22 protein-coding genes and 1 tRNA gene are annotated in these 26,556 nt (G+C 70.6%); 10 read left to right on the forward strand and 13 right to left on the reverse strand.

Going from position 1 to position 26,556, the window contains the following annotated elements:
• The first annotated feature begins 97 nt into the window (after positions 1-97).
• From serC to aroA, 3 genes are all read left to right on the forward strand, one after another.
• The gene (gene serC, locus ACEJ41_RS05835; RefSeq protein WP_374013842.1) at positions 98-1,183 is read left to right on the forward strand and encodes a 3-phosphoserine/phosphohydroxythreonine transaminase; all 1,086 of its coding nucleotides are present in this window, start codon (positions 98-100) and stop codon (positions 1,181-1,183) included.
• 49 nt (positions 1,184-1,232) lie between these two features.
• Positions 1,233-2,384, forward strand: a complete 1,152-nt coding sequence (gene pheA / locus ACEJ41_RS05840; protein WP_374013843.1) for a prephenate dehydratase — start codon at positions 1,233-1,235, stop codon at positions 2,382-2,384.
• Between the two features lie 69 nt (positions 2,385-2,453).
• Positions 2,454-3,773: a 3-phosphoshikimate 1-carboxyvinyltransferase gene (gene aroA, locus ACEJ41_RS05845; RefSeq protein ID WP_374013844.1), complete on the forward strand. Its 1,320-nt coding sequence runs from the start codon at positions 2,454-2,456 to the stop codon at positions 3,771-3,773.
• A 45-nt stretch (positions 3,774-3,818) separates the two neighbouring features.
• Here the strand turns inward: aroA and ACEJ41_RS05850 are convergent, their stop codons facing one another.
• Complete coding sequence (locus ACEJ41_RS05850; RefSeq protein WP_374013845.1) at positions 3,819-4,388, reverse strand: energy transducer TonB; 570 nt, start codon at positions 4,386-4,388, stop codon at positions 3,819-3,821.
• A gap of 214 nt (positions 4,389-4,602) precedes the next feature.
• Positions 4,603-5,229, reverse strand: a complete 627-nt coding sequence (locus tag ACEJ41_RS05855; protein ID WP_374013846.1) for an energy transducer TonB — start codon at positions 5,227-5,229, stop codon at positions 4,603-4,605.
• 118 nt (positions 5,230-5,347) lie between these two features.
• Here ACEJ41_RS05855 and serS point away from each other — a divergent pair, with 118 nt between their 5' ends.
• Positions 5,348-6,673 (forward strand): serine--tRNA ligase, encoded by a 1,326-nt coding sequence (serS, locus tag ACEJ41_RS05860; protein WP_374013847.1) that lies wholly within the window; start codon positions 5,348-5,350, stop codon positions 6,671-6,673.
• A 6-nt stretch (positions 6,674-6,679) separates the two neighbouring features.
• Here the strand turns inward: serS and ACEJ41_RS05865 are convergent, their stop codons facing one another.
• From ACEJ41_RS05865 to ACEJ41_RS05880, 4 genes are all read right to left on the reverse strand, one after another.
• On the reverse strand, positions 6,680-8,443 hold the full coding sequence (locus tag ACEJ41_RS05865) for an ABC transporter transmembrane domain-containing protein (protein ID WP_374013848.1): 1,764 nt from the start codon (positions 8,441-8,443) through the stop codon (positions 6,680-6,682).
• Positions 8,443-9,045: a YigZ family protein gene (locus ACEJ41_RS05870; protein WP_374013849.1), complete on the reverse strand. Its 603-nt coding sequence runs from the start codon at positions 9,043-9,045 to the stop codon at positions 8,443-8,445. The genes ACEJ41_RS05865 and ACEJ41_RS05870 overlap by 1 nt, the downstream gene beginning before the upstream one ends.
• 109 nt (positions 9,046-9,154) lie before the next feature.
• The gene (locus ACEJ41_RS05875) at positions 9,155-10,234 is read right to left on the reverse strand and encodes a hypothetical protein (protein WP_374013850.1); all 1,080 of its coding nucleotides are present in this window, start codon (positions 10,232-10,234) and stop codon (positions 9,155-9,157) included.
• On the reverse strand, positions 10,231-10,791 hold the full coding sequence (locus ACEJ41_RS05880; protein ID WP_374013851.1) for an RNA polymerase sigma factor: 561 nt from the start codon (positions 10,789-10,791) through the stop codon (positions 10,231-10,233). The genes ACEJ41_RS05875 and ACEJ41_RS05880 overlap by 4 nt, the downstream gene beginning before the upstream one ends.
• 185 nt (positions 10,792-10,976) lie before the next feature.
• Between ACEJ41_RS05880 and ACEJ41_RS05885 the strand changes: the two genes are divergently transcribed.
• On the forward strand, positions 10,977-13,859 hold the full coding sequence (locus ACEJ41_RS05885) for a putative bifunctional diguanylate cyclase/phosphodiesterase (RefSeq protein ID WP_374013852.1): 2,883 nt from the start codon (positions 10,977-10,979) through the stop codon (positions 13,857-13,859).
• A gap of 30 nt (positions 13,860-13,889) precedes the next feature.
• Here the strand turns inward: ACEJ41_RS05885 and ACEJ41_RS05890 are convergent, their stop codons facing one another.
• The gene (locus ACEJ41_RS05890; protein ID WP_374013853.1) at positions 13,890-15,317 is read right to left on the reverse strand and encodes an aldehyde dehydrogenase family protein; all 1,428 of its coding nucleotides are present in this window, start codon (positions 15,315-15,317) and stop codon (positions 13,890-13,892) included.
• A gap of 96 nt (positions 15,318-15,413) precedes the next feature.
• Between ACEJ41_RS05890 and ispG the strand changes: the two genes are divergently transcribed.
• Positions 15,414-16,682: a flavodoxin-dependent (E)-4-hydroxy-3-methylbut-2-enyl-diphosphate synthase gene (gene ispG / locus ACEJ41_RS05895; protein ID WP_374013854.1), complete on the forward strand. Its 1,269-nt coding sequence runs from the start codon at positions 15,414-15,416 to the stop codon at positions 16,680-16,682.
• A 46-nt stretch (positions 16,683-16,728) separates the two neighbouring features.
• Positions 16,729-17,331, forward strand: coding sequence for a phosphatase PAP2 family protein (locus tag ACEJ41_RS05900; RefSeq protein ID WP_374013855.1), 603 nt, complete (start codon positions 16,729-16,731; stop codon positions 17,329-17,331).
• A gap of 337 nt (positions 17,332-17,668) precedes the next feature.
• Here the strand turns inward: ACEJ41_RS05900 and ACEJ41_RS05905 are convergent.
• Positions 17,669-17,744, reverse strand: a tRNA-Ala gene (locus ACEJ41_RS05905).
• 91 nt (positions 17,745-17,835) lie between these two features.
• Complete coding sequence (rnd, locus tag ACEJ41_RS05910) at positions 17,836-18,930, reverse strand: ribonuclease D (protein ID WP_374013856.1); 1,095 nt, start codon at positions 18,928-18,930, stop codon at positions 17,836-17,838.
• A 122-nt stretch (positions 18,931-19,052) separates the two neighbouring features.
• Between rnd and ACEJ41_RS05915 the strand changes: the two genes are divergently transcribed.
• Together ACEJ41_RS05915 and ACEJ41_RS05920 are read left to right on the forward strand one after the other, a co-directional pair.
• Entirely contained in the window at positions 19,053-20,900 is a 1,848-nt protein-coding gene (locus ACEJ41_RS05915) for an SUMF1/EgtB/PvdO family nonheme iron enzyme (protein WP_374014080.1), read from the forward strand.
• Positions 20,901-20,916: 16 nt separating this feature from the next.
• Positions 20,917-21,807 (forward strand): M48 family metallopeptidase, encoded by an 891-nt coding sequence (locus tag ACEJ41_RS05920; protein ID WP_374013857.1) that lies wholly within the window; start codon positions 20,917-20,919, stop codon positions 21,805-21,807.
• Between the two features lie 19 nt (positions 21,808-21,826).
• Here the strand turns inward: ACEJ41_RS05920 and phaR are convergent, their stop codons facing one another.
• From phaR to ACEJ41_RS05940, 4 genes are all read right to left on the reverse strand, one after another.
• Positions 21,827-22,327 carry a polyhydroxyalkanoate synthesis repressor PhaR gene (phaR, locus tag ACEJ41_RS05925; RefSeq protein ID WP_374013858.1) on the reverse strand — a complete coding sequence of 167 codons (501 nt, stop codon included), beginning with the start codon at positions 22,325-22,327 and terminating at the stop codon, positions 21,827-21,829.
• Between the two features lie 89 nt (positions 22,328-22,416).
• Positions 22,417-23,157 carry a beta-ketoacyl-ACP reductase gene (locus ACEJ41_RS05930; protein ID WP_374013859.1) on the reverse strand — a complete coding sequence of 247 codons (741 nt, stop codon included), beginning with the start codon at positions 23,155-23,157 and terminating at the stop codon, positions 22,417-22,419.
• A gap of 29 nt (positions 23,158-23,186) precedes the next feature.
• Positions 23,187-24,098, reverse strand: coding sequence for a tRNA glutamyl-Q(34) synthetase GluQRS (gene gluQRS / locus ACEJ41_RS05935; RefSeq protein WP_374013860.1), 912 nt, complete (start codon positions 24,096-24,098; stop codon positions 23,187-23,189).
• Positions 24,099-24,236: 138 nt separating this feature from the next.
• Positions 24,237-24,668: an MliC family protein gene (locus tag ACEJ41_RS05940; RefSeq protein WP_374013861.1), complete on the reverse strand. Its 432-nt coding sequence runs from the start codon at positions 24,666-24,668 to the stop codon at positions 24,237-24,239.
• A 267-nt stretch (positions 24,669-24,935) separates the two neighbouring features.
• Here ACEJ41_RS05940 and ACEJ41_RS05945 point away from each other — a divergent pair, with 267 nt between their 5' ends.
• On the forward strand, positions 24,936-26,549 hold the full coding sequence (locus ACEJ41_RS05945; protein ID WP_374013862.1) for an MFS transporter: 1,614 nt from the start codon (positions 24,936-24,938) through the stop codon (positions 26,547-26,549).
• Positions 26,550-26,556: the final 7 nt, after the last annotated feature.

Below are 26,556 nucleotides of genomic sequence, written 5' to 3' on the forward strand. Positions count from 1 at the left end.
CATTGCAATGGCCGTTGCGAGGCGTCGGCACGGTGTCGGTTGCGCCCGCAACCGCTGCACTGCGGCATACTACGGACCCTTTTCCGATGGGTGGTTCATGGCCCGCGTCTACAACTTCAGTGCCGGCCCTGCGACGTTGCCGGAAGCGGTCCTGCGCCAGGCGCAGGACGAGATGCTGGACTGGCGCGGAGTGGGCGCCTCGATCGTCGAACTGAGCCACCGCGGCGCCGAATTCATGGAGGTCGCGGCGCAGGCCGAGGCCGACCTGCGCGCGCTGATGGCGGTGCCCGACGATTACGCGGTGCTGTTCCTCGGCGGTGGCGCGACCACCCAGCAGGCCCTGCTGGCGCTGAACTTCGCCGCCCCCGGCCAGGTCGCCGATTACGTGGTCAGTGGCCACTGGGGCAAGACCGCGATCCGCCAGGCCAGGCATTACGTGGATGTGCACGTGGCGGCCGATGGCGAGCCGGGCGGCTTCCGCGACATCCCGGCGCGCGATGCCTGGGTGTTGAGCGAGGACGCAGCCTACGTCCACATCACCGCCAACGAGACCATCCACGGCCTCGAGTACCGCGACACGCCCGACGTGGGCGATGTTCCCCTGTTCGCCGACTTCAGCTCGTCGATCGCCTCCGAGCCGGTGGACGTGTCCCGGTACGGGCTAATCTATGCCGGCGCGCAGAAGAACCTCGGGCCAGTCGGCATTTCGGTGGTGATCGTGCGCCGCGACCTGCTGGAGCGCGCCGGGCAGCCGCGCGCGGACATCTTCACCTACGCCTCGCACGCGGCGCGCGACTCGATGCTCAACACGCCGCCGACCTGGAACTGGTACCTGCTTGGCCTCAACGTGAAGTGGATGCTGGAGCAGGGCGGGGTGGAAGAGTTCGCCCGTCGCAATGCCGCCAAGTCGGCGCTGATGTACACCGCGATCGACGGCTCCGGTGGCTTCTACCGGAATGAAGTGGCCCCGGCGGTGCGTTCACGCATGAATATCCCGTTCTTCGTGCCCGACGAAACCCTGACCGCGCGCTTCGTGGCCGAGTCGCGGGCCGCCGGCATGCTTGCGCTGAAGGGCCACAAGTCGGTGGGCGGGCTGCGCGCCTCGCTCTACAACGCCATGCCGCTGGAAGGCGTGCAGGCGCTGGTCGATTTCATGCGCGATTTCCAGCAGCGCAACGGCTGACAGGCCGCCGGCGCATCCGCGCCCGCCCCAGACACGGACACCCGCACCGATGGCATCAAAAAAGCCCGCCACGCCCGCCACGCGCAAGCCGGCCGCCCGCAAGAAGGCGACGCCGGCCGCACCCCCGGCCCTGGCCGACGCGCGCGCCAAGATCGACAGCATCGACCGCACCATCCAGGAGCTGATCGCCGAGCGCGCGGCGTTCGCCCTGCAGGTCGGCAAGGCCAAGGGCAAGCTTGCCGCCGCGGTGGACTACTACCGGCCCGAGCGCGAGGCGCAGGTGCTGCGGATGGTGGTTGACCGCAACGAGGGGCCGCTTTCGGACGAGGTCCTGGTGCACGTGTTCCGCGAGATCATGTCTGCCTGCCTGGCGCAGCAGGAGCCGTTGAAGATCGGTTACCTGGGCCCGGAAGGCACCTTCAGCCAGCAGGCGGTGCTCAAGCATTTCGGCCGCTCGGCGCACGGGCTGCCGCTGGGCAGCATCGAGGAGGTGTTCCAGGAGGTGGGCGCCGGCAATTCCGATTTCGGCGTGGTGCCGGTGGAAAACTCCGGCCAGGGCACGATCCAGGTGACTCTGGACATGTTCCTGACCTCGCCGCTGAAGATCTGCGGCGAAGTGGAACTGAAGGTGCACCAGTACCTGCTTTCGCGCAGCGGCCGCATCGAGGACATCGAGCGCATCTACGCCCATCCGCAGGCGTTCGCCCAGACCGCCGGCTGGCTGCGCACCAACCTGCCCAAGGCCGAGAAGGTGCCGGTATCGAGCAATGCCGAGGGCGCGCGCCGCGCGCGCGGGGCCGATGATGCGGCGGCCATCGCCGGCGAGAGCGCTGCCCATGTGTATGGCCTGAAGAAGGTCATCATGCAGCCGATCCAGGACGACCGCGACAACACCACGCGCTTCCTGGTGATCGGCCGCCGGATCTTCCCGCCGTCCGGGCACGACCGCACCTCGATCCTGGTGTTCATCCACGACAAGCCGGGCGCGCTGTTCGACGTGCTCAGCCCGTTCGCGCGGCATGGCATCAGCATGAACCGGATCGAGTCGCGGCCTTCGCACCAGGCCAAGTGGGAGTACGCATTCTTCATCGACCTGGCCGGGCACGTGGACGACGAAGCAATGAAGCAGGCCCTGGCCGAGCTGGAGAAGCACGTGGCCCAGGTGAAGGTGCTGGGGTCGTACCCGGTGGCGGTGCCGTAGTAACCCGTATCGCCCGCGCATGCGGGGAGTTTCGAGCGGCCTGGCCGCAATGAATGGATGGAGCAAGGGATGTCGCAGTCGTCGCAGCACTGGATCGCAACCGCCGGGCAACCGTTGCGCGGGAGCGTGGAGATTCCGGGGGACAAGTCGGTTTCGCACCGCTCGGTGATGCTGGCCGCGCTGGCCGATGGCGTGTCCACGGTGGACGGCTTCCTGGAAGGTGAGGACACCCGCGCCACCGCGTCGATCTTCTCCCAACTCGGGGTGCGCATCGAGACGCCGTCGCCCTCGCGCCGGATCGTGCACGGGGTGGGTGTGGACGGGTTGCAGGCACCGTCCGCCGCGCTGGATTGCGGCAATGCCGGCACCGGCATGCGCCTGCTGGCCGGGCTGCTGGCCGCGCAGCCGTTCGACAGCGTGCTGGTTGGCGATGCGTCGCTGTCGGGACGACCGATGCGCCGGGTCACCGGCCCGCTGGAACAGATGGGTGCGCGCATCGGCACCGACGCCGACGGCACGCCGCCGCTGCGCATCCATGGCGGGCAGGCGCTTGCCGGCATCGATTTCGCCTCGCCGGTGGCCAGTGCGCAGGTCAAGTCGGCCGTGCTGCTGGCCGGGCTGTACGCGCAGGGCCACACCTCGGTGACCGAGCCGCACCCCACGCGTGACTACACCGAGCGCATGCTCTCGGCGTTCGGCGTGGACATCGAGTTCTCGCCCGGGTACGCCCGCCTGCGCGGTGGCCAGCGCCTGCGCGCCACCGACATCGCGGTGCCGGCCGATTTCTCCTCCGCGGCCTTCTTCCTGGTCGCCGCCAGCATCGTGCCCGGCTCGGAGCTGCGCCTGCGCGCGGTGGGGCTGAACCCGCGTCGCACCGGCCTGCTGCACGCGTTGCGGCTGATGGGCGCGGACATCTGCGAAGAAAACCCCTCGACCCATGGCGGCGAGCCGGTGGCCGACCTGGTGGTGCGGCATGCGCCGCTGCGCGGGATCCAGGTGCCGGAGGCACTGGTGCCGGACATGATCGACGAATTCCCGGCGCTGTTCGTGGCCGCGGCCTGCGCCGAGGGGCCGACCGTGGTGACCGGTGCTGCCGAACTGCGGGTCAAGGAATCGGACCGGCTGGCAGCAATGGCGACCGGGCTGCGGACCCTGGGCCTGCAGGTGGACGAGACGCCGGACGGCGCCACCATCCATCCTGGGCAGATGCACGGCGGGTCGATCCAGACCCACCACGACCATCGCATTTCCATGGCGTTCGTGGTGGCCGGGCAGCGTGCCAGCGGGCAAGTGCAGGTCAACGATGTGGCCAACGTGGCCACGTCCTTCCCCGGCTTCGACCGGCTGGCGCGCGAGTCCGGATTCGGACTGGAAGACCTGGCCGGCTGACGGTCACCGGCGCGTCCGTGCGCCGGTGTACTGCACCCGCGGCACTCAGCCGCGGCGGAACTCGACCGGCACCCTCACCGTGGCCTGGGCAGGGCGCCCATCGCGGATCGCAGGCTCGAAGCGCCACTGGCGTGCCGCCTGCACCGCCGCGCGATCCAGCGCATGGTCGCGCGCACCCTCGCGCTCGACCACCGCGATCTCGGCGGGGACACCGTTGGCGTCGACCACGATACTCAGCACCACGCTGGCCTCGATCCCGTCGCGCAGCGCGGTGGCCGGGTAGCGCGGCTGGGCGTTGTCGGCCAGCGGTCGCGGTGCGCGATCGGGGTTGGCAGGCCGGGTGCTGTCGCCAGTGCCGGTGGCCGGCCGGTCGGTTGCGGTGACGGACGCCGCGTCGGGCGCCGTTTCGCTGGTCGAGGCCGGCGCGAAGCCCTGGTCGGCGCGATCGGCGGAGGTCTGCGAATACCACCATGCACCCAGTGCGACCAGGGTGATGGCCAGTACGACCAGCAGCGATACCGGAGCGCGCTGGCTGGTGGTGGGAGGACGTGTAGGCTCGGCATCCGCATGTGCGGTCTGCGGATGCGGATGCGGCGAGGGAGTCTGGGTGGTCATGACGTCTCCTGTTGTTGTGACGCGACCGCAGTCTTCAACAGGTCGATGTGTGCGCGAGGTGGTCGGCTGGTGAATGCCACGCGAAACCACCGGCTCGCGTTCATGCATGCGCAGGCCGCGTGCAGGCGATGGCGCGCGCAAACGCGAATGCGGCAAAGCGACGCGGCAAAGCGGCAGTGCGGGCCCTGGCCGGCGTGCGCGGCGGATGCGCGCGTCAGCGGGTGCGGAAGTCGACCGGCACCGAGAGGCTGCCTTGCACCGGCTGGCCGGCCGCATCGCGCGCCGGTTCGAATCGCCAGCGCGCCACCGCCTCCACCGCGGCCCGGTCCAGTTCGCGCGAGCCGCTCGGCGACTGGATCCGCAGCGATGCCGGGCGGCCATCGGTTTCGACGTCCACCTGCACCACCACGGTGCCGCTTTCGCCGCGCCGCAGCGCACCGGCGGGATAGCGGGGCGGGGGTTGGCCGCCCAGCAACTGTGGCGGCTGCACCGCCACCGGCGTACCCACCGGCGCGCCGTCCGCCGGTTCGATGCTGGGCGGCAGCGGCTGCAACGGGACCTCCGGCGGTGCCGGTTCCTCGACCAGGCGGGCGCCACCGTCGGCAGCGGGTGGCGGGGTGCTGGCGCCCGCCGGCAACGGACCGGGCAACGGATCCGCGGCCTGTCGCACCACGGCGGCCGGTTGCACCGGCTGCTCGGCGGGCGCATCGACCTGGCGTGCGCGCAGCCACACCAGCGCGAACAGCAGCAGCCCCAGCAGGAAGGCGCCGGCCACGATGGTCCAGCGGCCGAACACGATGCGCTGGAGCCAGTGGAATCGGGATCGGGCAGCTGCGGCCATCGGGAAATGTCGCCTGGGTCCTCGGGAGCAGGCCGATTCTGGCATAGCCCGGATGAAGCGAAGCGCGCACGGCGTCGATATCGGATAATGCACGGCCGTCTTTCCCGTAATCACTCCCATGCTTGATCCCGCACTGCTCCGCAACCAGACCGCCGCCCTGGGCGAACGCCTCGCCGCCCGTGGCTACGTGCTCGACGTCGCTGCAGTGGAGGCATTGGAGTCCGAGCGCAAGGCGATCCAGGCGCGGACCCAGGAGCTTCAGAACCTGCGCAACACCCGCAGCAAGGAAATCGGTGTGCTGATGGGTGGCATCGCGCGGCTGACCGCGGCGGGGGAGCTCGATCAGGCCGAGCACAACCGGGCCAGGGCCGAACAGGCCAAGGCCGAGGTTGCCGGCTTCGGTGACGAGCTCAAGGCCTCCGAGGTGCGCCTGGAGGAAATCCGCGGCCGCATCGAGGCCATTGCCCTGGGCATTCCCAACCTGCCGGCCGACGACGTGCCGGCCGGTGCCGACGAACACGGCAATGTCGAGCAGCACCGCTGGGGCACGCCGCGCGTGTTCGATTTCGAGGTCAGGGACCACGTCGAGCTGGGCGCGCGCCACGGCTGGCTGGACGGCGATACCGCCGCGCGCCTGTCGGGTGCGCGCTTCACCGTGCTGCGCGGCCAGCTGGCGCGGCTGCACCGGGCGCTGGCCCAGTTCATGCTGGACCTGCATGCCGGCGAGCACGGCTACGAGGAAACCAACGTCCCGGTCATCGTCAACGCCGAGAGCCTGGTGGGCACCGGGCAGTTGCCCAAGTTCGAGGAGGACATGTTCGTCACCAGCCTGGGCGAGCATCGCCGCTACCTGATTTCAACCGCCGAGATCTCGCTGACCAACATCGTGCGCGAGCAGATCATCGAGGCGGCGCGGCTGCCGCTGCGCATGGCCGCCCATTCGCTGTGCTTCCGCTCCGAAGCCGGCAGCGGCGGCCGTGATACCCGCGGCATGATCCGCCAGCACCAGTTCGAGAAGGTGGAGCTGGTGTCCATCGTCCGGCCCGAAGACAGCGATGCCGAGCATGCGCGCATGACCCGCGCCGCCGAGACCGTGCTGGAAAAGCTGGGCCTGCCGTACCGCAAGGTGCTGCTGTGCACTGGCGACATGGGCTTCGCGGCCCGCCGCACCTACGATCTGGAAGTGTGGCTGCCCTCGCAGCAGACCTACCGCGAAATCTCCTCGTGCTCGACCTGCGGTGATTTCCAGGCCCGGCGCATGCAGGCGCGTTGGCGCAATCCCGACACCGGCAAGCCGGAGCTGGTGCATACGCTCAACGGCTCGGGCGTGGCGGTTGGCCGCGCCCTGATCGCGGTGATGGAGAACTACCAGCAGGCCGACGGCGCGATCAGCGTGCCCGAGGTATTGCGTGGATACATGGGCGGCGTCGAACGCATCGCCTGACGGGGCTCAGTCCAGGAACTGCAGCCGCGCCAGTTCCGCGTACAGGCCGTCCTGTTCCAGCAACTGCGCGTGGGTACCCTCGGCCACCACCCGGCCGCGGTCCATCACCACGATGCGGTCGGCCTTGAGGATCGTGGCCAGGCGGTGGGCGACCACCAGCGTGGTGCGCCCGCGCATCAGGTTTTCCAGCGCATGCTGCACCGCGCGCTCGCTCTGCGCGTCCAGCGCACTGGTGGCCTCGTCCAGCAGCAGCACCGGCGCGTCCCTGAGCAGTGCCCGGGCGATGGCCACGCGTTGCTGCTGGCCGCCGGACAGGCGCGCCCCGCGCTCCCCCAGCTCGCTGGCATAGGCGTCCGGCAATTCGCGGATGAACCCGTCGGCCTCGGCGGCGCGCGCGGCTGCATGCACTTGCGCGTCGCTGGCGTCCAGGCGGCCGTAGCGGATGTTGTCCATGGCGCTGGCGGCAAACAGCACCGGCTGCTGCGGGACCAGTGCCAGGCGCTCGCGCAGGGCCAGCGGGTCGGCATGTTGCAGGTCCAGTCCATCGATCCGCACGGTCCCGGCCTGCGGATCATGGAAGCGCAGCAACAGCGACAGCACCGTGCTCTTGCCCGCGCCGGACGGCCCGACCAGGGCCACTGTCTCGCCGGGCCGCACATGCAGGTCGAACCCATCCAGCGCGGGTGCGTCCGGGCGCCCGTCGTAATGGAACACCACCTGCTCGAAGCGGATCTCCCCACGCAGGGGCACCGGCAGCGGCGCAGGCTGTGCCGGTGCCGCCACCCGCGGGCGCTCCTGCAGCAGCTCGGAAATCCGGCCCATCCCGCCGGCCGCGCGCTGCAGTTCGTTCCATACCTCGGCCAGGGCGCCGACCGAGCCGCCGCCGATCAGCGCGTAGAGCACGAACTGGCCCAACGTGCCCGGACTCATCGTGCCGGCCACCACCTGGTGTGCGCCCAGCCACAGCACCAGCACGATGGCGCCGAAGATCAGCACGATGGCCGCCGCCGTCACTGCAGCCTGGGCGCCGATGCGGCGGCGCGCAGTGGCCACCGCCACGGCGAGGGCGGCGCCGAAGCGGCTGCGCTCGTAGGCCTCGCGGGCATAGGCCTGCACGGTACGCACCGCACCGAGGGTTTCGGCCGCCAGCGCATTGGCGTCGGCGACCCGGTCTTGGCTGGCGCGCGAGGCCTTCTGCAGCCGCCGCGCCCCGAGCACGATCGGCAGCACCGACAGCGGGATGCCCAGCAGTGCCCAGGCAGCCAGGCGCGGACTGGTGACGAACAGCATCGCCAGGCTGCCGACCACGGTGACCGAGCTGCGCAGGGCGACCGACATGGTGGTGCCGATCACGCCGCGCAGCAGCTCGCCATCGGCCGACAGGCGCGACACCAGCTCGCCGCTGCGGCTGCGGTCGTGGAACGCGGGGTCCAGCGCCAGCAGGTGCGCGTAGAGCCGGTCACGCAGGTCGGCGACCACCTTCTCGGCCAGCAGCGACACGAAGAAGAAGCGCGCCGCCGTGGCGAACGCCAGCACCACCGCCACCACGAACAACAAGGCAAATGCCTGGTTGATCTGGCTGCCGCCGCCGAAGCCGCGGTCGATCATGTGGCGTACCGCCACCGGCAGGCTCAGGGTTGCACTGGAGGAGGCAGCCAGTGCCACCAGCCATGCACCGAACAGCGCGCCATGGCGGCGCACGAACGGCCACAGGGTGCCCAGGCTGCCGAGTTTGCGCAGGCGGCCATCGCGCGCGGTCGCGTCGGCCATCAATGCAGCCCTCCGGCAACCGCTTCGCCAAAGCGCACGCGATCGCGGGTGCCATCGCGCAGCCGCAGCTGCAGTGCCGGCAGCTCGGCGGCGGGCAGGCGCAGCGACAGCCGCGCACCTTCGGCATGGAAGGACTCGGCAGTCTTCTCGGCGGCGTGTGCCGGCAGCGCGGCATGCACCGCGCCCAGGTCCTCGAACGCGCAGTCCAATGACAACTCGACCATGGCCACCAGCGGCTGGCGGCTGGCCAGGCGCAGGCATTCGGCCGCCGCACCGCCGTAGGCGCGGGCCAGCCCGCCGGCACCGAGCTTGATCCCGCCGAACCAGCGGGTCACCACCACCGCGATCCGGTCATAGCCCTGGGCATCGATGGCGGCAAGGATCGGGCGCCCGGCGGTACCGGCCGGTTCGCCGTCGTCGCTGGAGCGGTAGTCCTGGCCGATGCGCCAGGCCCAGCAGTTGTGGGTGGCAGCCGGGTCACTGGCGCGGGCGACGAAGGACAGCGCGGTGGCCGGCGCATCCACGGGCGCAGCCTGGGCCAGGAAGCGGCTGTGCCGGACCTCGGTCTGCAGCGAGGCCGGGGCGGCGAGGGTGTCGGTCATTGTTGCGATTCTACATCCGACCGGGACTGCGCCCGGATGCGGATGCGGATGCCGCGGCCGGCACGATGTGGCGCAGTCACCTCGCCGCTCGCATCGGCCGGTGCCGTCTTCAGGAACCTTCGCCGGACGGTGCCGGCAGCAGCGCACGCAGGTCCTGCGGCAGCGGGTATCCGGGATGGCTGCGCACGAAACGGGCGAGGCTGGCGCGTGCACCATCCAGGTCGCCGCGCTCGCGCTGTTGGCGGATGCGCTGCAGCCACTGCTCGGCATCGTGATCGGCAGGGGCCTGGGCGCCTGCGTCTTGGAGGCGGCTGCGGCTTGCCTGGTCGGTGTCGGCAACCTGTGCAGGGGGCGAAGTGGCCCACTCCGCTTCGGAGGCCTGCACCGAGGGCGGCGGCGGTGGCATCGCGGCCGCGCCGGGCGCGTCGGCATGGACCTGTGGGTCGGCGGCCGCGGACGGCGGCGCCATTGCCCTGGCCGCGGGTTCCATTGGGGCGGCAGGTGCAGGAGGCGGCGGCGGTGGCGGTGGCGGCGCCAGTGCCGGGAGTGCCGGCAACGGCGGGGGTGCTTTGAAATGGTCCATCCGGGATTCGGATGCAGGCGTGGTGGCCCGGGGCTTGGTTGCCTGGGCAGGCAGCGCAGTGCCGGTGGTGGCGGCACGGTCGTCGCGCGCGTCGGCTGCGACACGGCGCGCGGCGCGCGCGCCCATGTCCGGCGGCATCGCTGCCGAAGCCGGCTGGGTGGCCGTGGTGGGGCCGGCCTGCGGGCTGGCATCTTCGCTGCGCAGCTGCGGTTCCGCTGCTGCTGCCGGCGGGTCGGCCTCGAACACCGGCGACGGTGCCATCACCGCGTCGGTGGTTGCCAGTGGCTGCGGCGGCTCGCGCAGTTGCCAGGCCACGCCGACGGCCAGGGCCACCGAGGCGGCCAGCCCCAGCGATGCCGGCCAGTGGCGGCGGCGTCGATGGCGGGTCGTCGTAGCCGGCGACAGCGCGGCCTGCGGCGGCGTGGCGGCCGGCGCCCGGGGGCCGGCATCGGCACCGGCATCGGCATCGGCATCGGAGGCAGCCGCCAGGCGGGCGGCGGCGAGGATGCGGGCGTCGGTGGCCGGCGAAGGGCCGGCGTGCCCCGGGTGTGCCAGGTGCTGTGCCAGCTCGCGCTCTTCCGGGGTCAGCGGCTCGTGGCGGCTCATGGCGACAGCCTCGTGCGCAACTTGTCCAGGGCATAGCGCAGCCGCGATTTCACCGTTTCCCGGCTCACCCCCGTCAACTCGCCGATCTCTTCCATGCTCAATTCGCCTTGCAGGCGCAGCAGCACCACCTCGCGCTGCTCGGGCGGCAACTCGGCCAGGGCCTGGTGCAGGCGTGTGCTGGCTTCATGGGCGGCGGCGTGGCGCTCGGGCGTGTCCGGGTCGGCCACTTCGGCGGTCCGGCGGTCTGCGTCGGCCGGCGCCGGCGGGCGGTGCTTGAGTGCGCGCCAGTGGTCGTGCATGCGGTTGTGCGCAATCCGGTACAGCCAGGTCCCGAACGGTGCGTCCGGGCGCCAGCCGGCGCGGGCGGCGATCACCCGCTGCCATACATCCTGGAACATCTCCTCGGCCAGGGCGCGGTCGCGCAGATGGCCGAGGAGGAAGCGGAACAGGCGATCGCGATGGCGTGCGTACAGTGCCTCGAAGGCGGACGTGTCGCCCGCGACCCACGCCAGCATCAGGGCTTCATCTCCATCGCTGGCGGCCACGGCCTGGTCCATGGAGGCCAGACTACGTGGATGCGGCGCCCGCGCAAAGCGGGCACGGGCGGGCAGCGGAAGGGCGAGGTCCATGGTGGAGGAACGCACGACAACCGGAAAAGGGGTCGACGACATCGCGTGGATGCGGTAGGAGAGCATTATGCGGAGGCGCGTTGCGCCGCTGCGACCATGATCCCCGAGGAGTCATGAACCCACCCGACACCGACGACGGCACCCGGATCGAGGGCCCAGGCGGTTCACCACTGGCAGCCGTGGCGGCGGTACTGCGCGCAGGCCAGGTGGAGGCGTCGGTACTGGCGGTGGGCTGGGACGACCCCGCGCTAGGCATCCAGGCATGGACCGAACCGGGTGACGCAGACGCCGCAGCGACCCGGCTGCAGGCGATGCTGCAGGGCGGCCCGGTGCCGGCGCACGGGCCGGACACGCTGGCCCAGGCCTGGCAGGACCAGAGCGGCGCGCGGCTGGCACTGCTGGTACGGGTGGCCACGCCGTCGATCGAGGCTGGCGCGGCCTGGGCTGGCGCGGCACGCGAACAACTGGCCGCTGCCCTGCACACGGCGCGGTTGCGGGCGCGCATCGCGCTGCTGGAAGCGGCGCAACGTTCGCGCCAGGCCGTGTACGCGATCGCGGACCTGGCGGCCGGCGATGTCGATGACCCGGCGGTGCTGCGCCGCGTCCACGCGCTCCTCGGTTCGCTGGTGTATGCGCCGCAGTGCGCCATCGTCCAGTACGACGACGCGCGCGGCGCGCTGCGTGTCCTCTACCAGGCGGGCATGGACGCGGCCACCGGCGGATGGCGGCGCGGGGAACCGGCCGACGCGATGATCAACGCCTTGCTGCGCCACGGGCGTGCGGTGTACGGCCCGCCGGCGCAGGTACGCCAGGTGCTCGGGCTGGCCCCGGATGCGGACCCGGCCCCCGGCCTGGACTGGCTGGGCGTACCGGTGCGCTGCGGCGACCGGATCTGCGGCGCGATCATCGTGCGCAGCCCGGACCGCGCCGACTGCTACGGCCAGGAGGATGCCGAACTGCTGGACCACGCCATGCGCCACGTGCTGGTGCCGCTGGATGTGCGCCAGGCCCGGGTGGAACTGGAACAGCGCGTGCTCGAGCGCACCCTGGAACAGGAGCGCGCCAACCGCGAGCTGCAGGAGGAGGTATTCGAGCGCGAGCGCGCCGAGAAGCTGCAGCATGCGCTGTTCCGCATTGCCGAGATGGCGATGAGCTCGGACAGCCTGGAGCAGTACTACGCCAAGGTCCACGCCGCGGTGGACGACCTGATCTACGCGCGCAACTTCTACATCGCGCTGCTGGACGATGCGCAGGAGATGATCGAGTTCGTCTACTCGGTGGACGAAACCGGCGACCACCGGCCCACCCGCCAACTCAGCAATGGCTTGACCGAGTACGTGATCCGCAGCCGCGAGGCGCTGCTGCTGGACCGCGAGGGCATCGACCGGCTGATCGCGCAAGGCAAGGTGCGCGAGTTCGGACAGCCGGCGCAGAGCTGGCTCGGGGTGCCGCTGCAGCGCGATGGCGAGGTGGTCGGGGTGATCACGGCGCAGAGTTACAGCCCCGGGATCCGCTTCAGTGCGGGCGACCAGCGCCTGCTGGCGTTCGTGGCCCACAACATCGGCAATGGCCTGGCACGGCAACGGGCGCAGGAACGGCTCAAGGGCGCGCATGCGGAGCTGGAGCGGCGGGTGGCCGAACGCACCGCCGAACTGGAGGAGGCCAACAACCAGCTGGTCGCGCAGATGGGAGAGCGCCTGCGCGCCGAGCAGCAACTCACCTACCAGGCGCTGCATGATGCGCTCACCGGGCTGCCCAACCGCGCCCACCTGCTCGATTGCCTTGCCGCCGCCATCGAGCGCGTGCGCAATGGCAATGGCGATGGCCGCTCGTTCGCGGTGCTGTTCATGGACCTGGACCGGTTCAAGCTGGTCAACGACAGCATCGGCCATGCGGCCGGCGACGAGCTGCTGGTGGAGGTCGGCAAGCGCATCGTCTCGGTGGTGCGCGGCGAGGACGTGGTCTCGCGCCTGGGGGGCGACGAGTTCGCCATCCTGGCCAGTTGCGAAGCCGACGGCGGCGGCGTGCGCGAGCTGGCCACCCGCCTGCTGCACACGCTGGGCAGCCCGCTGTGGGTGGCCGGGCGTGAGCTGTTTCCCTCGGCCAGCATGGGCATCGCGCTGTGGCACCCGCGCTATCGCGGCGGCGAGGAACTGCTGCGCGATGCGGATGCGGCGATGTACCGGGCCAAGAGCCAGGGCCGCGGCCGTTACGCCATGTTCGACGAGGCCATGCGCGAGCAAGCGGTGCGCAGCCTGGACCTGGAGGCCGACCTGCGCCGCGCGATCAACCGCCGCGAATTCCTGCCCTACTACCAGCCCATCGTGCGCCTGGATGACGGCGCGGTGGTTGGCCACGAGGCACTGCTGCGCTGGCGCCACGAGCGCCGCGGGGTGCTGGCGCCGGCCTCGTTCATCGGCCTGGGTGAGGAGACCGGCCTGATCGAGCAGGTGGACTGGCTGTTGTACGAGCAGGCGATCACCGACCTGGCCCAGGATGACGACGGCTACATCTCGGTCAATGTCTCGCCGCTGCACTTCCGCTCGGCCGATTTCGCCGAGCGCCTGCTGGGCTTGATCGACGCGGCCGGCGCCGAGCCCGGGCGGCTGCGGGTGGAGATCACCGAGGTTGCGCTGATGGACGATGCGCCGCGCACCCAGCGCATCCTCGACACCCTGCGTCGCGACGGAGTGCAGGTGCAGCTGGACGACTTCGGCACCGGCTTCTCGGCGCTGTCGTACCTGCACCGCTTCCCGATTTCAGGGCTCAAGATCGACCGCAGTTTCGTGGCCGGGCTGAGCGAGGAAGAAGGGCGCCAGGAGAGCCTGGCGCTGCTGCGCGCGATCCTGGCCCTGGCCGGCACCCTGGGCATCGAGACGGTGGGCGAGGGCGTGGAACTGGAGGTCCAGCGCCAGTTGCTGCAGGCGCTGGGCTGCCGCTACGGGCAGGGATTCCTGCTCGGGCGCCCGAAGCCCCGGCCGCGCCCGCGGAACTGATCCGGTGCGCGGTGCGGCATGGGGCTGCGGTCAGTGGCGCAGCACCAGCAGCCTGACCTCGCTCATGTCCTCCATCGCGAAGCGCACGCCTTCCCGGCCCAGGCCCGAGCCCTTCACCCCGCCGTACGGCATGTTGTCCATGCGGAAGCTGGGCACGTCGCCGACCACCACGCCACCGACTTCCAACTGGTCCCAGGCGCGCATTGCGTGCGCAAGGCTGTCGGTGAACACCCCCGCCTGCAGCCCGTACTCCGAATCGTTGACCACCGCCAGCGCGGCCTCGAAGTCCTCGAAGCGCTCCAGCAGCGCGACCGGGCCGAAGGCTTCCTGGCGCTGCAGTTCGCAATGGTGCGGCACGTTTTCCAGCAAGGTGGCATCGAGCATGCTGCCGCGGCGTTGCCCGCCGGCGAGCAGGGTGGCCCCGGCCGCGCGCGCCGCCGCGATCCAGTCCTCCAGCCGCCGTGCCGACTGCTCGTCGATCAGCGGCCCGATGAAGGTGGCCTCGTCGCCGGGATCGCCGGATACCAGGCCACGCACCTTCGTTGCCAGCTTCTCGCGCAGCGCGTCGTACACCGCAGCGTGGACCAGGATGCGCTGCACTCCGATGCAACTCTGCCCGGACTGGTAGTAGGCGCCAAAGGCCAGGCGCTCGACCACCTGGTCGAGCTTGCCGCCCTGGTCGGCATCGACGATGCACGCCGCATTGCCGCCCAGTTCCAGGGTGACCTTCTTGCGCCCGGCGCGGGCCTTGAACTCCCACCCGATCGGGCCGCCGGTGAAGGACAGCAGGCGGATCCGCGGGTCTTCGATCAACGGCGCGGCCTGCTCGTTGCCGCAGGCGAACACCGAGAACGCACCCTCGGGCAGGTCGGTGCCGGCCAGCACCTCGGCGATGATCAATGCCCCCACGGGGGTCCTGGCGGCCGGCTTGAGCACGAACGGGCAGCCGGCCGCGATTGCCGGCGCGACCTTGTGCGCGACCAGGTTGAGCGGGAAGTTGAACGGGGTGATGAAGCTGCATGGCCCCACCGGCACCCGCTTCCAGATGCCGCGATAGCCGCGGCCGCGCTCGGAGATCTCCAGCTCGACGGTGCCTCCTTCGATCCGCACGGCCTCCTCGGCGGCGATGCGGAAGGTGTCGATCAGGCGGGTGACCTCGCCGCGCGCGTCGTTGATGGGTTTGCCCGCTTCGATGCACAGCGCGCGGGCCAGCTCCTCGGCGCGCTCGCCGAACCGCGCCACGCAGTGCTCCAGGATGGCCTGGCGCCGGTAGGGGGGCAGGGCGGCCATGGCTGGGGCCGCACGCACCGCGGCGGCGATGGCGCGCTCCACCGTGGCCGGGTCGGCCATGGCCACCCGGGTGGCCACCTGGCCGGAGTACTTGTCCAGCACCTCCAGGTCGGCATTCGGGCTGGCCGCGAGGTTGGCGACGTAGAGGGGATAGCTGGGCTCGAGCATGGGGGCGTCCTTGTACGCGACGGCGTGGCGAGTATGCCGCGGGCGTGTGGAAGGGGGCGTGGGCAACGTTCGGCCCGGGGCGTCTAGAATGCGCGGATGCAACATGATGCCGTCACACGCCCCACGCCTCCTGCCTCGGCCGCGCCATGGCCGCGCCGGCCGACCCGCCAGGTCCTGATCGGCGGCGTGGCTGTCGGCGGCAGTGCACCGGTAGTGGTGCAGTCGATGACCAATACCGATACCGCCGACGTGGCGTCTTCGGTGAAGCAGGTGGCGGAGCTGTGGCGTGCCGGCTCGGAACTGGTACGCCTGACGGTCAATACCCCCGAAGCGGCCGCCGCGATCCCGCGTATCCGCGAGAAGCTGCTGCGCATGGGCGTGGACGTGCCCCTGATCGGCGACTTCCACTACAACGGCCACCAGTTGCTGGCTGGCGAGCCGGCCTGCGCCGAAGCGCTGGCCAAATACCGGATCAACCCCGGCAACGTGGGCTTCGGCAAGAAGAAGGACACCCAGTTCGGCGCGATCATCGACAAGGCGCTGGAGTACGGCAAGCCGGTACGCATCGGCGCCAACTGGGGCTCGCTGGACCAGTCCCTGGCGGCCCGGCTGATGGACGAGAACAGCGCCCGCGCCGAACCCTGGGATGCAGGGCGGGTGCTGCGCGAAGCGCTGATCGTCTCGGCCCTGGACTCGGCGGCGCGTGCGGTTGAGCTGGGCCTGCCGGCCGAGCGCATCGTGCTCAGCTGCAAGGTCAGCGGCGTGCAGGAATTGATCGCGGTGTACCGCGACCTGTCGGCACGCTGCGACTACGCCCTGCACCTGGGCCTGACCGAGGCCGGCATCGGCAGCAAGGGCATTGTGGCATCGGCCGCGGCGTTGTCGGTGCTGCTGCAGGAGGGCATCGGCGACACCATCCGCATCTCGCTTACGCCCGAGCCCGGCCAGCCGCGCACCCAGGAAGTGGTGGTGGCGCAGGAACTGCTGCAGACCACCGGCCAGCGCGCCTTCACGCCGATGGTCACCGCCTGCCCGGGCTGCGGCCGTACCACCAGCATCTTCTTCCAGGAACTTGCCCAGACCGTCCAGGAGCACGTGCGCGCGAAGATGCCGGAGTGGCGCATCTCCCATCCGGGCGCGGAGAACCTCACCCTTGCGGTGATGGGCTGCGTGGTCAACGGGCCAGGCGAGTCGCGCCACGCCGACATCGGCATCTCGTTGCCGGGCACCGGCGAGGCACCGGCGGCGCCGGTGTTCGTGGACGGCGAGAAGAAGCTCACGTTGCGGGGCGAGAACATCGCCAGCGAGTTCGTGGCGCTGATCGACGCCTACGTCGAGCAACGCTATGCGCGCGGGCGGCCCTGACCCAGGGCCGGGTACCGCCCGCCACGTGCGTGCGCGGCGGCGGCTGGTGAGCGCGGGATTGATCGTCACCACCGTGTTGTTCCTGGTGCTGGCCGGTTGCGTGCTGGCGCCGGCTTCGATCCCGCAGGACCACGCGATGCTGCTGTGGCTGCGCGGCCATGCAGGGGCCACCCTGGACGCCGTGTTCGTGGCCATCACCCGGGCCGGCTACGGGCACGGCGTGATTCCGGCGCAGGTGCTGCTGACCCTGGGGCTGCTGGCCTGGAAGCGCCGGCGCCAGGCGCTGTTCGCGTTCGGGTCGTTTGCAGGCTCGGCGCTGCTCAACCAGGCCATCAAGCACCTGGTCCAGCGCGAGCGGCCGTCGCTGTGGGTGTCGATCGCGCCGGAGTCGTCGTACAGCTTTCCCAGCGGGCATGCGATGGCGGTGGCCACCCTGGCCTGCGTGTGCGTGATCCTTGCGTGGCACGTGCGTGGGCGCTGGGCGGTGCTGACGGCGGCCATCGTGGCGGCGGCGGCCGTGGGCGTATCGCGGCTGTACCTGGGCGTGCACTGGCCCAGCGACGTGCTGGCCGGCTGGGCCGCGGGCGTGGCCTGGGTGCTGTGCGTGCACCTGCTGGTCCACACGCGCGCGCCGGCGCGGATCACGTGAGAAAAACAGTTTGATCTCCCGGGAACGCGAGGATGCGGACGCAGTGCTGCGGCGCTTCGGCATGTGGTGTGCTGCCGCTCATGTCCCCGGCTGCGGCCTGCGGCCGCCACATGTAGGAGCCGGTCTTGCCGGCGACCGCGGAGGGGGGTGGACCATGGGGGTCTGTTGCACGCCGGCCTTGCCGGCATGATGGGGTGGCCGGCAAGGCTGGCTCCTGCAGGAGGCTTCCAGCCGCCGGCCACGCGCCGAAGCACAGCAGTACAGCATCCGGTCCCCCAACCTGGGAGATGAGCCATGAAAAAGCCGGCGCAAGGCCGGCTTTTTCATCTCGGTGTAGTGGTGGAGCCAGGGAGGATCGAACTCCCGACCTCGTCATTGCGAACGACGCGCTCTCCCAGCTGAGCTATGGCCCCACGGATGTTGCATGCTCGCGCAGCGGCCGGCGCTGGATCTGTTGTGCTGCGCCGGTTTGCAGCCGGACGCCGCGCGCGCGAGGGGCAAATTCTAGCCTGAGGCGGGCGTGGCTGCCAACAGGGGTGCGAGCACCGGTTCCAGTTCGCGACGGCGCCAACCCTGCAGCGCCTCCGGCCAGGAGCCGTCCTCGAGCAGCGCTTCCAGGTGCCGGCGCGAGGCCAGTACGCCATCGGGCAGGCCGCGTTCGGCGCTGCGCCGGGCCACCGCATCCTGCAGGCGGCGCACCGCGCTGCGGTCCGGCTCGGGTGTGGGTGCCGGCATGGCCGCTTCGTCATCCAGCGGCGTGGACAACGCCTGCCAGATCGCCGAGCAAAGCTTGCGCGGGGAACGTGGCTGGGCCTCCAGTTGCTGCTGCAGGGCCGCCACGTCGCCGGGCGGGTCGCGCGCCAGGGCCGCGGCCAGCTCGTTGTCCAGCACCCAGCTGCGCGGCAGGTCGTGGTCGCGAGCATGGCGCTCACGCCAGCGCAACAGCCGCAGCAGGCGCCGCTGGCCATCGACATCGAGGTAGTGCGCAGCGCGCAGCGAGCGCTGCGGCCAGCGCTCGGCCTCGTCGCGTGCGGCCCCGGCCAGCAGGCGCTCCATGTCTTCCCGCAGCCAGTCCTCGCGGCCCTGCTCGCGCAGCAAGGCGACGGTGGCATCGTGCACGGCGCCGAGGTGGCGCACGTCATCGGCGGCGTATTCGAGCTGGGCGGGGCTGAGCGGGCGGCGCAGCCAGTCCGAGCGCGTCTCGCCCTTGGCCAGGGTCACCCCGGCAATGCGCTCGACCAGCTTCTGGTAGCCCATCCCGGCCCCCAGGCCGGCCAGGGCCGCGGCCGTCTGGGTGTCATACATCGGCGTGGGCAGCGCGTCGCAGGTGCACTTGAAGGCGACCAGGTCCTCGCTGGAGCTGTGCATCACCTTCAGCACGTCGGGCGCCTGCAGCCATGCCGCCAGTGCCTGCGGCATGCCCGGCACCAGCGGATCGACCAGCAGGATCTCGTCCTCCAGCGCCATCTGTACCAGCGCCAACCGTGGCCAGTAGGTGCGCTCGCGGATGAATTCGGTATCAATGCCGATGCGGGGCGGGGCCGATGGCAGGCGCCGCAGCAGGTATTCGGGGTTGTCGATCCAGGCGGGTGCGGGCACGTGGGTTCCGATGGTGGGCGATTGCCGCTTCCGGCTGCGATAGCCTAACGTCCAAACCGGTGGATGCGAACCGGACAGGAGGAGGCATCTTGCGCGCAGGCGGTCGGAGGGTGGTGTGGGCGATGCTGGTACTGGTGCTGGCCAGTGCCTGCGGGCGCACGCCGCCTGCCGAACAGGCTGCCGGCCCCGCGCCCGCGCGCGAGCAACTGCCTGCTTCGGTGGCCGCGGTGGACCTTGCCGCCGGCATCGAGGCAGCCCTGCCCACGCCTGCGCGCTGGGTAGCGCCGCCGGTGGACCTTGCGCTGCAGGCCGACTCCGCACAGTGGCGGCAGCAGGCAGCGCAGGCGCTGGAGGAAGGCCGCCTGTACGAGGATGCCGAAGCGGCCGTGCCGATCTATCTGGCCCTGCTCGCCGCCGATCCGGATGACACCGCCGCCGCCCGCGGGCTGGAGCGTGCGCGGCGTGCGGTGCTGGAAGCCGGGCGCGCGGCCCTGTCCGCCGCACGGGAAGGCGGGGACACCCGGGCGCTGCGGCGCGCAGCGCAACTGGCGGCGGTGGCGATGGTGCTGGACTCCGGCGACGAGGCTGCAGTGCAGTTGCAGCGCCAGGCAGCCCAGGCGCGCGCGGTGGCCGCACTGGCCGAAGCGGGGGAGCGGCTGCTGCAGGCCGGCGAACTGGGCGAGGCCGGCGGTGGCGCGCTGGCGCAGTTCCGCGATGCGCTGGCGGTGATACCCGGGGATCCACGCGCGCTGCAGGGCGTGGCCGCGGTGGAGAGCGCAATGCTGGACCGGGCGGTGCTGGCCGCCGATGCGCTGGATTTCGAGGAGGCCGAACGCTGGCTCGGCCACGCCCAGGCGACCCGCGAGGATGATGCGGGCGCGGTGGCCGATGCGCGCCAGCGGGTGGACATGATCCGCAGCCAGCACGTTGCCGCGCTGCGCGATGCGGCACTGCGCGACCTGCTGCGTCCGGACGGGTTGCGCGATGCGCGCGGGCGCCTGGCCGAGGTGCTGCGCATCGCCCCGCCGGGTGATCCGGTGGCGGTGCAACTGCGCGAGCGCATCGTCCTGTTCACCCACTACGGCGCGTTCCGGCCCGGCCAGGTGTTCACCGACGCACTGGCCGATGGCAGCCGCGGCCCGCAGATGGTGGTGGTGCCGCATGGCGCGTTCCGGATGGGCGCCGAAGCCACCGATCCGCTGGCCTCCGAGGCCGAGCAGCCAGCCCATTACGTGCGCTTCGACCGCGGCTTCGCGATGTCGCTCACCGAGGTCACGGTGGCCGAGTTCGGTCGTTTCGTGGAGCAGGCTGCGGCGCGCCCGCGCGCGACCCGGCGTGGCAACTCCACCGTCTACGATGAGCGCAGCGGCAATTTCGTGCGCCGCACGGGCGTGGACTGGCGCTCGGGCTACGACGGCCAGCCGGCTGCGCCGGGCGACCCGGTGATGCACGTGAGCGTGCGCGACGCCGAGGCGTACGCGGTCTGGCTGTCGGAGCAGACCGGCCGCTACTACCGCCTGCCCAGCGAATCCGAGTTCGAGTACGCGCTGCGCGCAGGCAACCCGGGGCGCTACCCATGGGGGGATGCCGGCATCCCGCCACCGGGCAGTGGCAACTTCACCGGCGGCGATGACGTCTCGCCGAGCGGGCGTACCTGGAACAACGCCTTCGTCGGGTATGGCGACGGTTACTGGGGCGCGGCCCCGGTCGGCCGCTTTCAGGCCAATGCATGGGGCCTTCACGACCTTGCCGGCAACGTCAGCGAGTGGGTGGGCGACTGCTGGCATGCCAGTTACCGGCGCGCGCCCGCCGATGGGGTGGCCTGGTTCAACCCGGGGTGTCGCACCCGGGTGATCCGGGGTGGTTCCTGGGCCGGGTCACCGGCGCAGACACGCTCGGCATGGCGTGCGCGCATGGATTCGGATATCACTAGCGCCCGCATCGGCTTCCGCCTGGTGCGTGGCATCTGAGAGCGGGGAAGAACTCATGCGCAGGCAGTCATCGGGTCGATCCGGCGCCGCACCGCGCCGTGGCGGGCGGTTGGGCAATGTGCGCTGGCTGGTCCTGCTGGCGTTCCTGGTCTATGGCGGCTGTTACTACCTGTCCAACCGCACCGAGGACCCGTACACGGGCGAGACGGTGCTGATCGACAGCGCCATCGGCCCGGACCAGGAGCGTGCGCTGGGCCTGCAGGCCTACCGTGAAATCCTGGCGCAGGAGCCGCCGCTGGATCCGTCCGAGCCGGTCGCCCGGGATATCCGCCAGATCGCCCAGCGCCTGATCGACAAGGTGGACGTGGTCTCGGCGGCGCTGGCGGCCGAGCACGGCATGCAGGCGCAGGATCATTGGCGCCAGTTCGAGTGGGACGTCAACGTGATCCCCTCCAGGCAGGCCAACGCTTTCTGCCTGCCTGGCGGCAAGATGGCGGTCTACAGCGGGCTGGTCCAGGTGGCCCGGACGCCCGATGCGATGGCGGTGGTGATGGGGCATGAGATCGCCCACGCGCTGCTGCGCCACGGCGCCCAGCGGATGAGCCAGCAGAAGCTGGCGCAGATCGGGCAGATGGCCGGCGCGGCCGGCGGGCTGGACCCGCAGCAGCAGGACATGGTGATGGCGGCGATGGGGTACGGCTACCTGCTGCCGTATGCGCGCAGCCACGAGACCCAGGCCGACGAGGTCGGGCTGATGCTGGCCGCGGCGGCCTGCTACGACCCCAACGAGGCGATCGGCCTGTGGGAGCGCATGGGCCAGTCCTCGGGCGGGCAGGCACCGCCGGAGTTTTCTTCCACCCATCCCAACCCGGGCAGCCGCATCCAGAACCTGCAGGCGCTGATGCCCAAGGCGATGGAGTACCGCAACAGGTTCTGCCGCATGTAGGGTGCGGCTGGATCGGGCCTCAGCGCCGCGGCTTGCCGCCAGCGCCGCGCTCGGGCGCGCGGGGAGCGGCCGCGGGACGGCCCGCTTCGGTGCCCAGGCCGCGCTGGAACTCCTGCCAGATTTCCATGTTGCGCTCGGTCAGCTGGTTCATCGCCGTCCATGGGGTCTGCCCCAGCAGGTTGCCCATCTGCTGGCGGAAACCCTGCTGCTGCTCCATGAACAGCTGCATGCTGCGCTCCAGGTAATTGCCCATGAAGCCCTGCAGCGAGTCGCCGTAGAAACGGATGATCTGGCTGAGCAGCTGGGTGGAGAGCATCGGCTCTCCGTCCTGCTCCTGCTCGGCGATGATCTGCAACAGCACCGAGCGGGTCAGGTCGTCACCGCTCTTGGCATCGCGCACCTCGAACGACTCACCATCGAGGATGAGCTGGCGCACGTCCTCGATGGTGATGTAGCTGGAAATCTCGGTGTCGTAGAGCCGGCGGTTCGGGTATTTCTTGATGATGCGTAAGGCGGCCATCTATAGCGCTCACTACGTGGCTTCATGTGCCAGCGAGCATGGCGCACTGCAGCAGCGCATGCAACTGCCGCCAGTACGCTTGACTTCCGTCACCAGCCCATGTGGTGGCCGCCGTTGATGTCCAGGTTGGAGCCGGTGATCCAGGCGGCCTCGTCGGCCACCAGGAAGCCGACTGCATAGGCGATCTCCTCCGGCTTGCCCAGGCGCCCGGTGGGGATGTCGGCCACGATCTTGGCGCGCACTTCCTCCGGCACCGCCATCACCATGTCGGTGGCCACGTAGCCGGGCGAGACGGTGTTGACCGTGATCCCGAGCTTGGCGTTCTCGCGTGCCAGGGAGATGGTGAAACCATGCATGCCGGCCTTGGCCGCGGCGTAGTTGGCCTGGCCGTACTGGCCCTTGAGGCCGTTGATCGAACTGATCTGGATGACCCGGCCCCACTTGCGCTCGCGCATGCCCTCGATGACCGGACGGGTGACGTTGAACACCGAGTTGAGGTTGGTGTTGATGACCTCGTGCCACTGCTCGGGGGTCATCCGGTGGAAGGTGGTGTCACGGGTGATGCCGGCGTTGTTGACCAGGATCTCGACCGGACCCAGCTTCTCCTCCACGCCGCGGACCAGTGCCTGTGCCGCTTCGGGGCTGCCCACGTCGCCGGGGACGATGGCGATGTCGTAGCCGGCCTCCTGCATCTTGCGCTGCCAGGCCAGGGTCTTTTCCTCGTTGCGGTAGTTGGTCGCGACGCGGTGGCCCATGTCCGCCAGGCGCTTGCAGATGGAGGTGCCGATTCCGCCGGTACCGCCGGTAACGAGTGCGACGCGACTGCTCATGTGTGTCCCTCCCTGGGGATGCGCAAAGGTCAGGCAGTTGTAGTGGCGGCCCCATGAAAGTGCAAGCGCGCCGGTATCCGTGCCGGATCGAAATGTGCACCGGCATGGTGCAGCAGTGCGTCCACGCTGGCGGCCTGGCGCAGCGGCGCCGGGTCCTGCCCCAGCAGCGTCCAGCACTGGCGCAGCGGCGGCAGCGGATCGGACGGATCCAGCGGCTGCGCGGCACTGGACTTGGACAGCTTGTCGCCGCTTGCGTCCAGCAGCAGCGGCAGGTGCAGGTAACGCGGGGTCGGCAGCCCGAGCGCGCGCTGCAGCAGGATCTGGCGCGCGGTGGAGTCGAGCAGGTCGGCGCCGCGGACCACGTCGGTGATGCCCTGCTCGGCATCGTCCACCACCACGGCCAACTGGTAGGCCCAGCAGCCATCGGCGCGCAGCAGGACGAAGTCGCCCACCGCGCTCGCCACGTCCTGGCGGACCGGCCCCTGCAGGTGGTCGTCGAAGGTGACCACGGTATCGGCGGCCACGCGCAGGCGGATTGCAGGATGCGGGCGCGGTGCGGCGGCCACGCACCGGCGGTGGATGCCACCCTGTGCGGCCAGTTCGCTGCGGCTGCAGGAGCAGGCGAATGCCTGGCCGGTGGCAAGCAGCCGGTCCAGCGCGGCCCGGTACAGCGCGGAGCGCTCGCTCTGGCGCACGGGCGGCAGGTCCGGCAGCAGGCCGAAGGCGGCCAGCGCCGCCAGTTGCGCGGCGGCCGCGCCGGGGACCTCGCGCGGTGGATCGATGTCCTCGATCCGCACCAGCCACTGGCCGCCTGCATGCCGGGCCAGCAGCCAGCTGCCAAAGGCAGCCAGCAGCGAGCCCAGGTGCAGCGGGCCGGTTGGCGAGGGCGCGAAGCGGCCGCGGTAGCCGGAGGGCGCAGACGGAACGGAAGGGCCGGGCATCAGCGCATGGTCGCGGGCCTTGCGGGGTGATTCAACCGCCAGCGATGCCAGGCTGCGGCCGGGTGCGGCGGAGCAGGGCCGGCGGCAATCGCTGCTGCCGGCGCCCCCGCTGCTGTCGAACGCACCCAGGGGGCCCGGCTAGGGCGTCGCAGCCTGTTCGGGCACAGGATGGATGCGCGTGCATGCCTGTTCCGGCGTGCCCGACAGGGTCAAGGTGGCATCCTCGCCCAAGGTGTGGAACGCGTTGCCGTTGTCGTCGGCATAGCGTGCACCGGCGTCGGAGATGGCCTGCGGCAGCAGCAACTGGCCACGCGCGTGGGTGAGGGTGGCGCTGGCCGCGGCGGTGTCGACGCGTGCCGCGATCGACTGGTCGGCGCATTTCCACTGGCTTTCCTGCAGGGCGCTGGCCGCGGCATCGGCCGGCCCACTGGCCAGCGTGGAGGCGGCCAAGGCATCGGGCGCGACGGACACGGCGTCCGGCGCGTTGCCTGCGCGGCAGGCGCCCAGCACCAGGGCCATCGCCATCACCATCACCATCACCATCGCGGTGCGGCCGCGGCTTGCAGTCATGCCGAGGCCTCCCGGCCGGGTTGGTGGCCCTGGGCGATTGCTTTCACCGGCCTGTCGCAGGAGGCCTGCGGGATACGCCTGTCTTGCAGGTGGCTCATGCTGGACTCCTTTGCCCGGGGGAACGGCCAAGCGTAGGCATGCCACTGCACATGCAGCGCGAACGTGGCGTGTTCAAATCATTAAAACCCTTCGCCCAGCGCGTTGCGGCGGTTCCGGCCCCACGGGTGATCGGGTACCCTCGGTTTCCTTTGAGACCGACCCGAGACGATGGCCACCACCGCCGGGACGGGGCACATGCCCCGCCAGATCGCCTACATCATCGGCAACGAAGCCTGCGAGCGCTTCAGTTTCTACGGGATGCGCAACATCCTGGTGCCGTTCCTGATCAGCTCGATGCTGCTGGCCTACCTGCCGCAGGGGCCCGAGCGCGACGGTGCGGCCAAGGACATCTTCCACAGCTTCGTGATCGGCGTGTATTTCTTCCCGCTGCTCGGTGGCTGGCTGTCGGATCGGTTCTTCGGCAAGTACAACACCATCCTGTGGTTCTCCCTGGTCTATTGCGCCGGCCATGCCTGCCTGGCGATGTTCGAGGACAACGCCGCGGGCTTCTACACCGGCCTGTTCCTGATTGCGCTGGGCTCGGGCGGGATCAAGCCGCTGGTGGTGTCGTTCTGCGGCGACCAGTTCGACCAGAGCAACAAGGACAAGGCGCGGGTGGTGTTCGACGCCTTCTACTGGATCATCAACTTCGGCTCGTTCTTCGCCTCGCTGCTGGCGCCGCTGTTCCTGCGCCACTACGGGCCGGCGGTGGCATTCGGCATTCCCGGTGCGCTGATGTTCATCGCCACGTTCGTGTTCTGGCTCGGACGCCACCGCTACATCAACGTGCCGCCGTCCGGCAACGATCCGCACGGCTTCCTGCCGGTGGTGCGCACCGCGCTGCGTGCCCGGCATCCGGGGCAGGGCAGGCCGGGCCATGCGGTGGCGCTGGCCGGCGTGATCCTGGCCGCGGCCCTGCTCGGGCTGTGGGCGCTTTCCCTTGCCGGGCTGGCGTCATGGTGGCCGGACTTCGGCTTCGTGATCTCCGCCTGCCTGGCGCTGGGTGTGTTGATCGCGCTGGGCGGGTGGGGGGCTTCGCTGCAACTGGAGCGTGCCCGCGGAGCGCATCCCGACGCGGCGGTGGATGGCGTGCGCGCGGTGCTGCGGATCCTGATCGTGTTCGCGCTGGTGACCCCGTTCTGGTCGCTGTTCGACCAGAAGGCATCGACCTGGATCATCCAGGGCCGGGAGATGGTGATCCCGCATGCGCAGGCCTGGTGGCCGAGCTGGCTGGTGCAGGATGCCGCGCAGATGCAGGCCCTCAACCCGCTGCTGGTGATGCTGCTGATCCCGTTCAACAACCTGGTGCTGTACCCGCTGTTGCGGCGCGCAGGCTTCCAGGTCACCGCGTTGCGGCGGATGGGCTGGGGCATCGCCATCTCCGGCGTGTCGTGGATCGTGGCCGGCATGCTGCAACTGTGGCTGGACGGCGGTGCGCAGGTGTCGCTGGCCTGGCAGGCACTGCCGTACCTGCTGCTGACCTTCGGCGAGGTGCTGGTCTCGGCCACCGCGCTGGAGTTCGCTTACAGCCAGGCGCCGCACGCAATGAAGGGCGTGATCATGGCGTTCTGGTACCTGACCAGCACCTTCGGCAGCCTGTGGGTGCTGCTGACCAACTTCGGCGTGCGCAACGAGGCGGTGCTGGGCCGGATCGCCGGCACCGGGCTGAGCGAAAACGCATTCCTGATGTTCTTCTTCGCCGGTTTCGCATTCGTGGCTGCGCTGGCCTTTGCCGCCTACGCCCGCCGCTACCCGGTGCAGGACAACTACCGTCCCGCCTGAGGCCCTG

Source organism: Pseudoxanthomonas koreensis (genome assembly GCF_041890415.1).
GTDB lineage: Bacteria > Pseudomonadota > Gammaproteobacteria > Xanthomonadales > Xanthomonadaceae > Pseudoxanthomonas > Pseudoxanthomonas koreensis_A.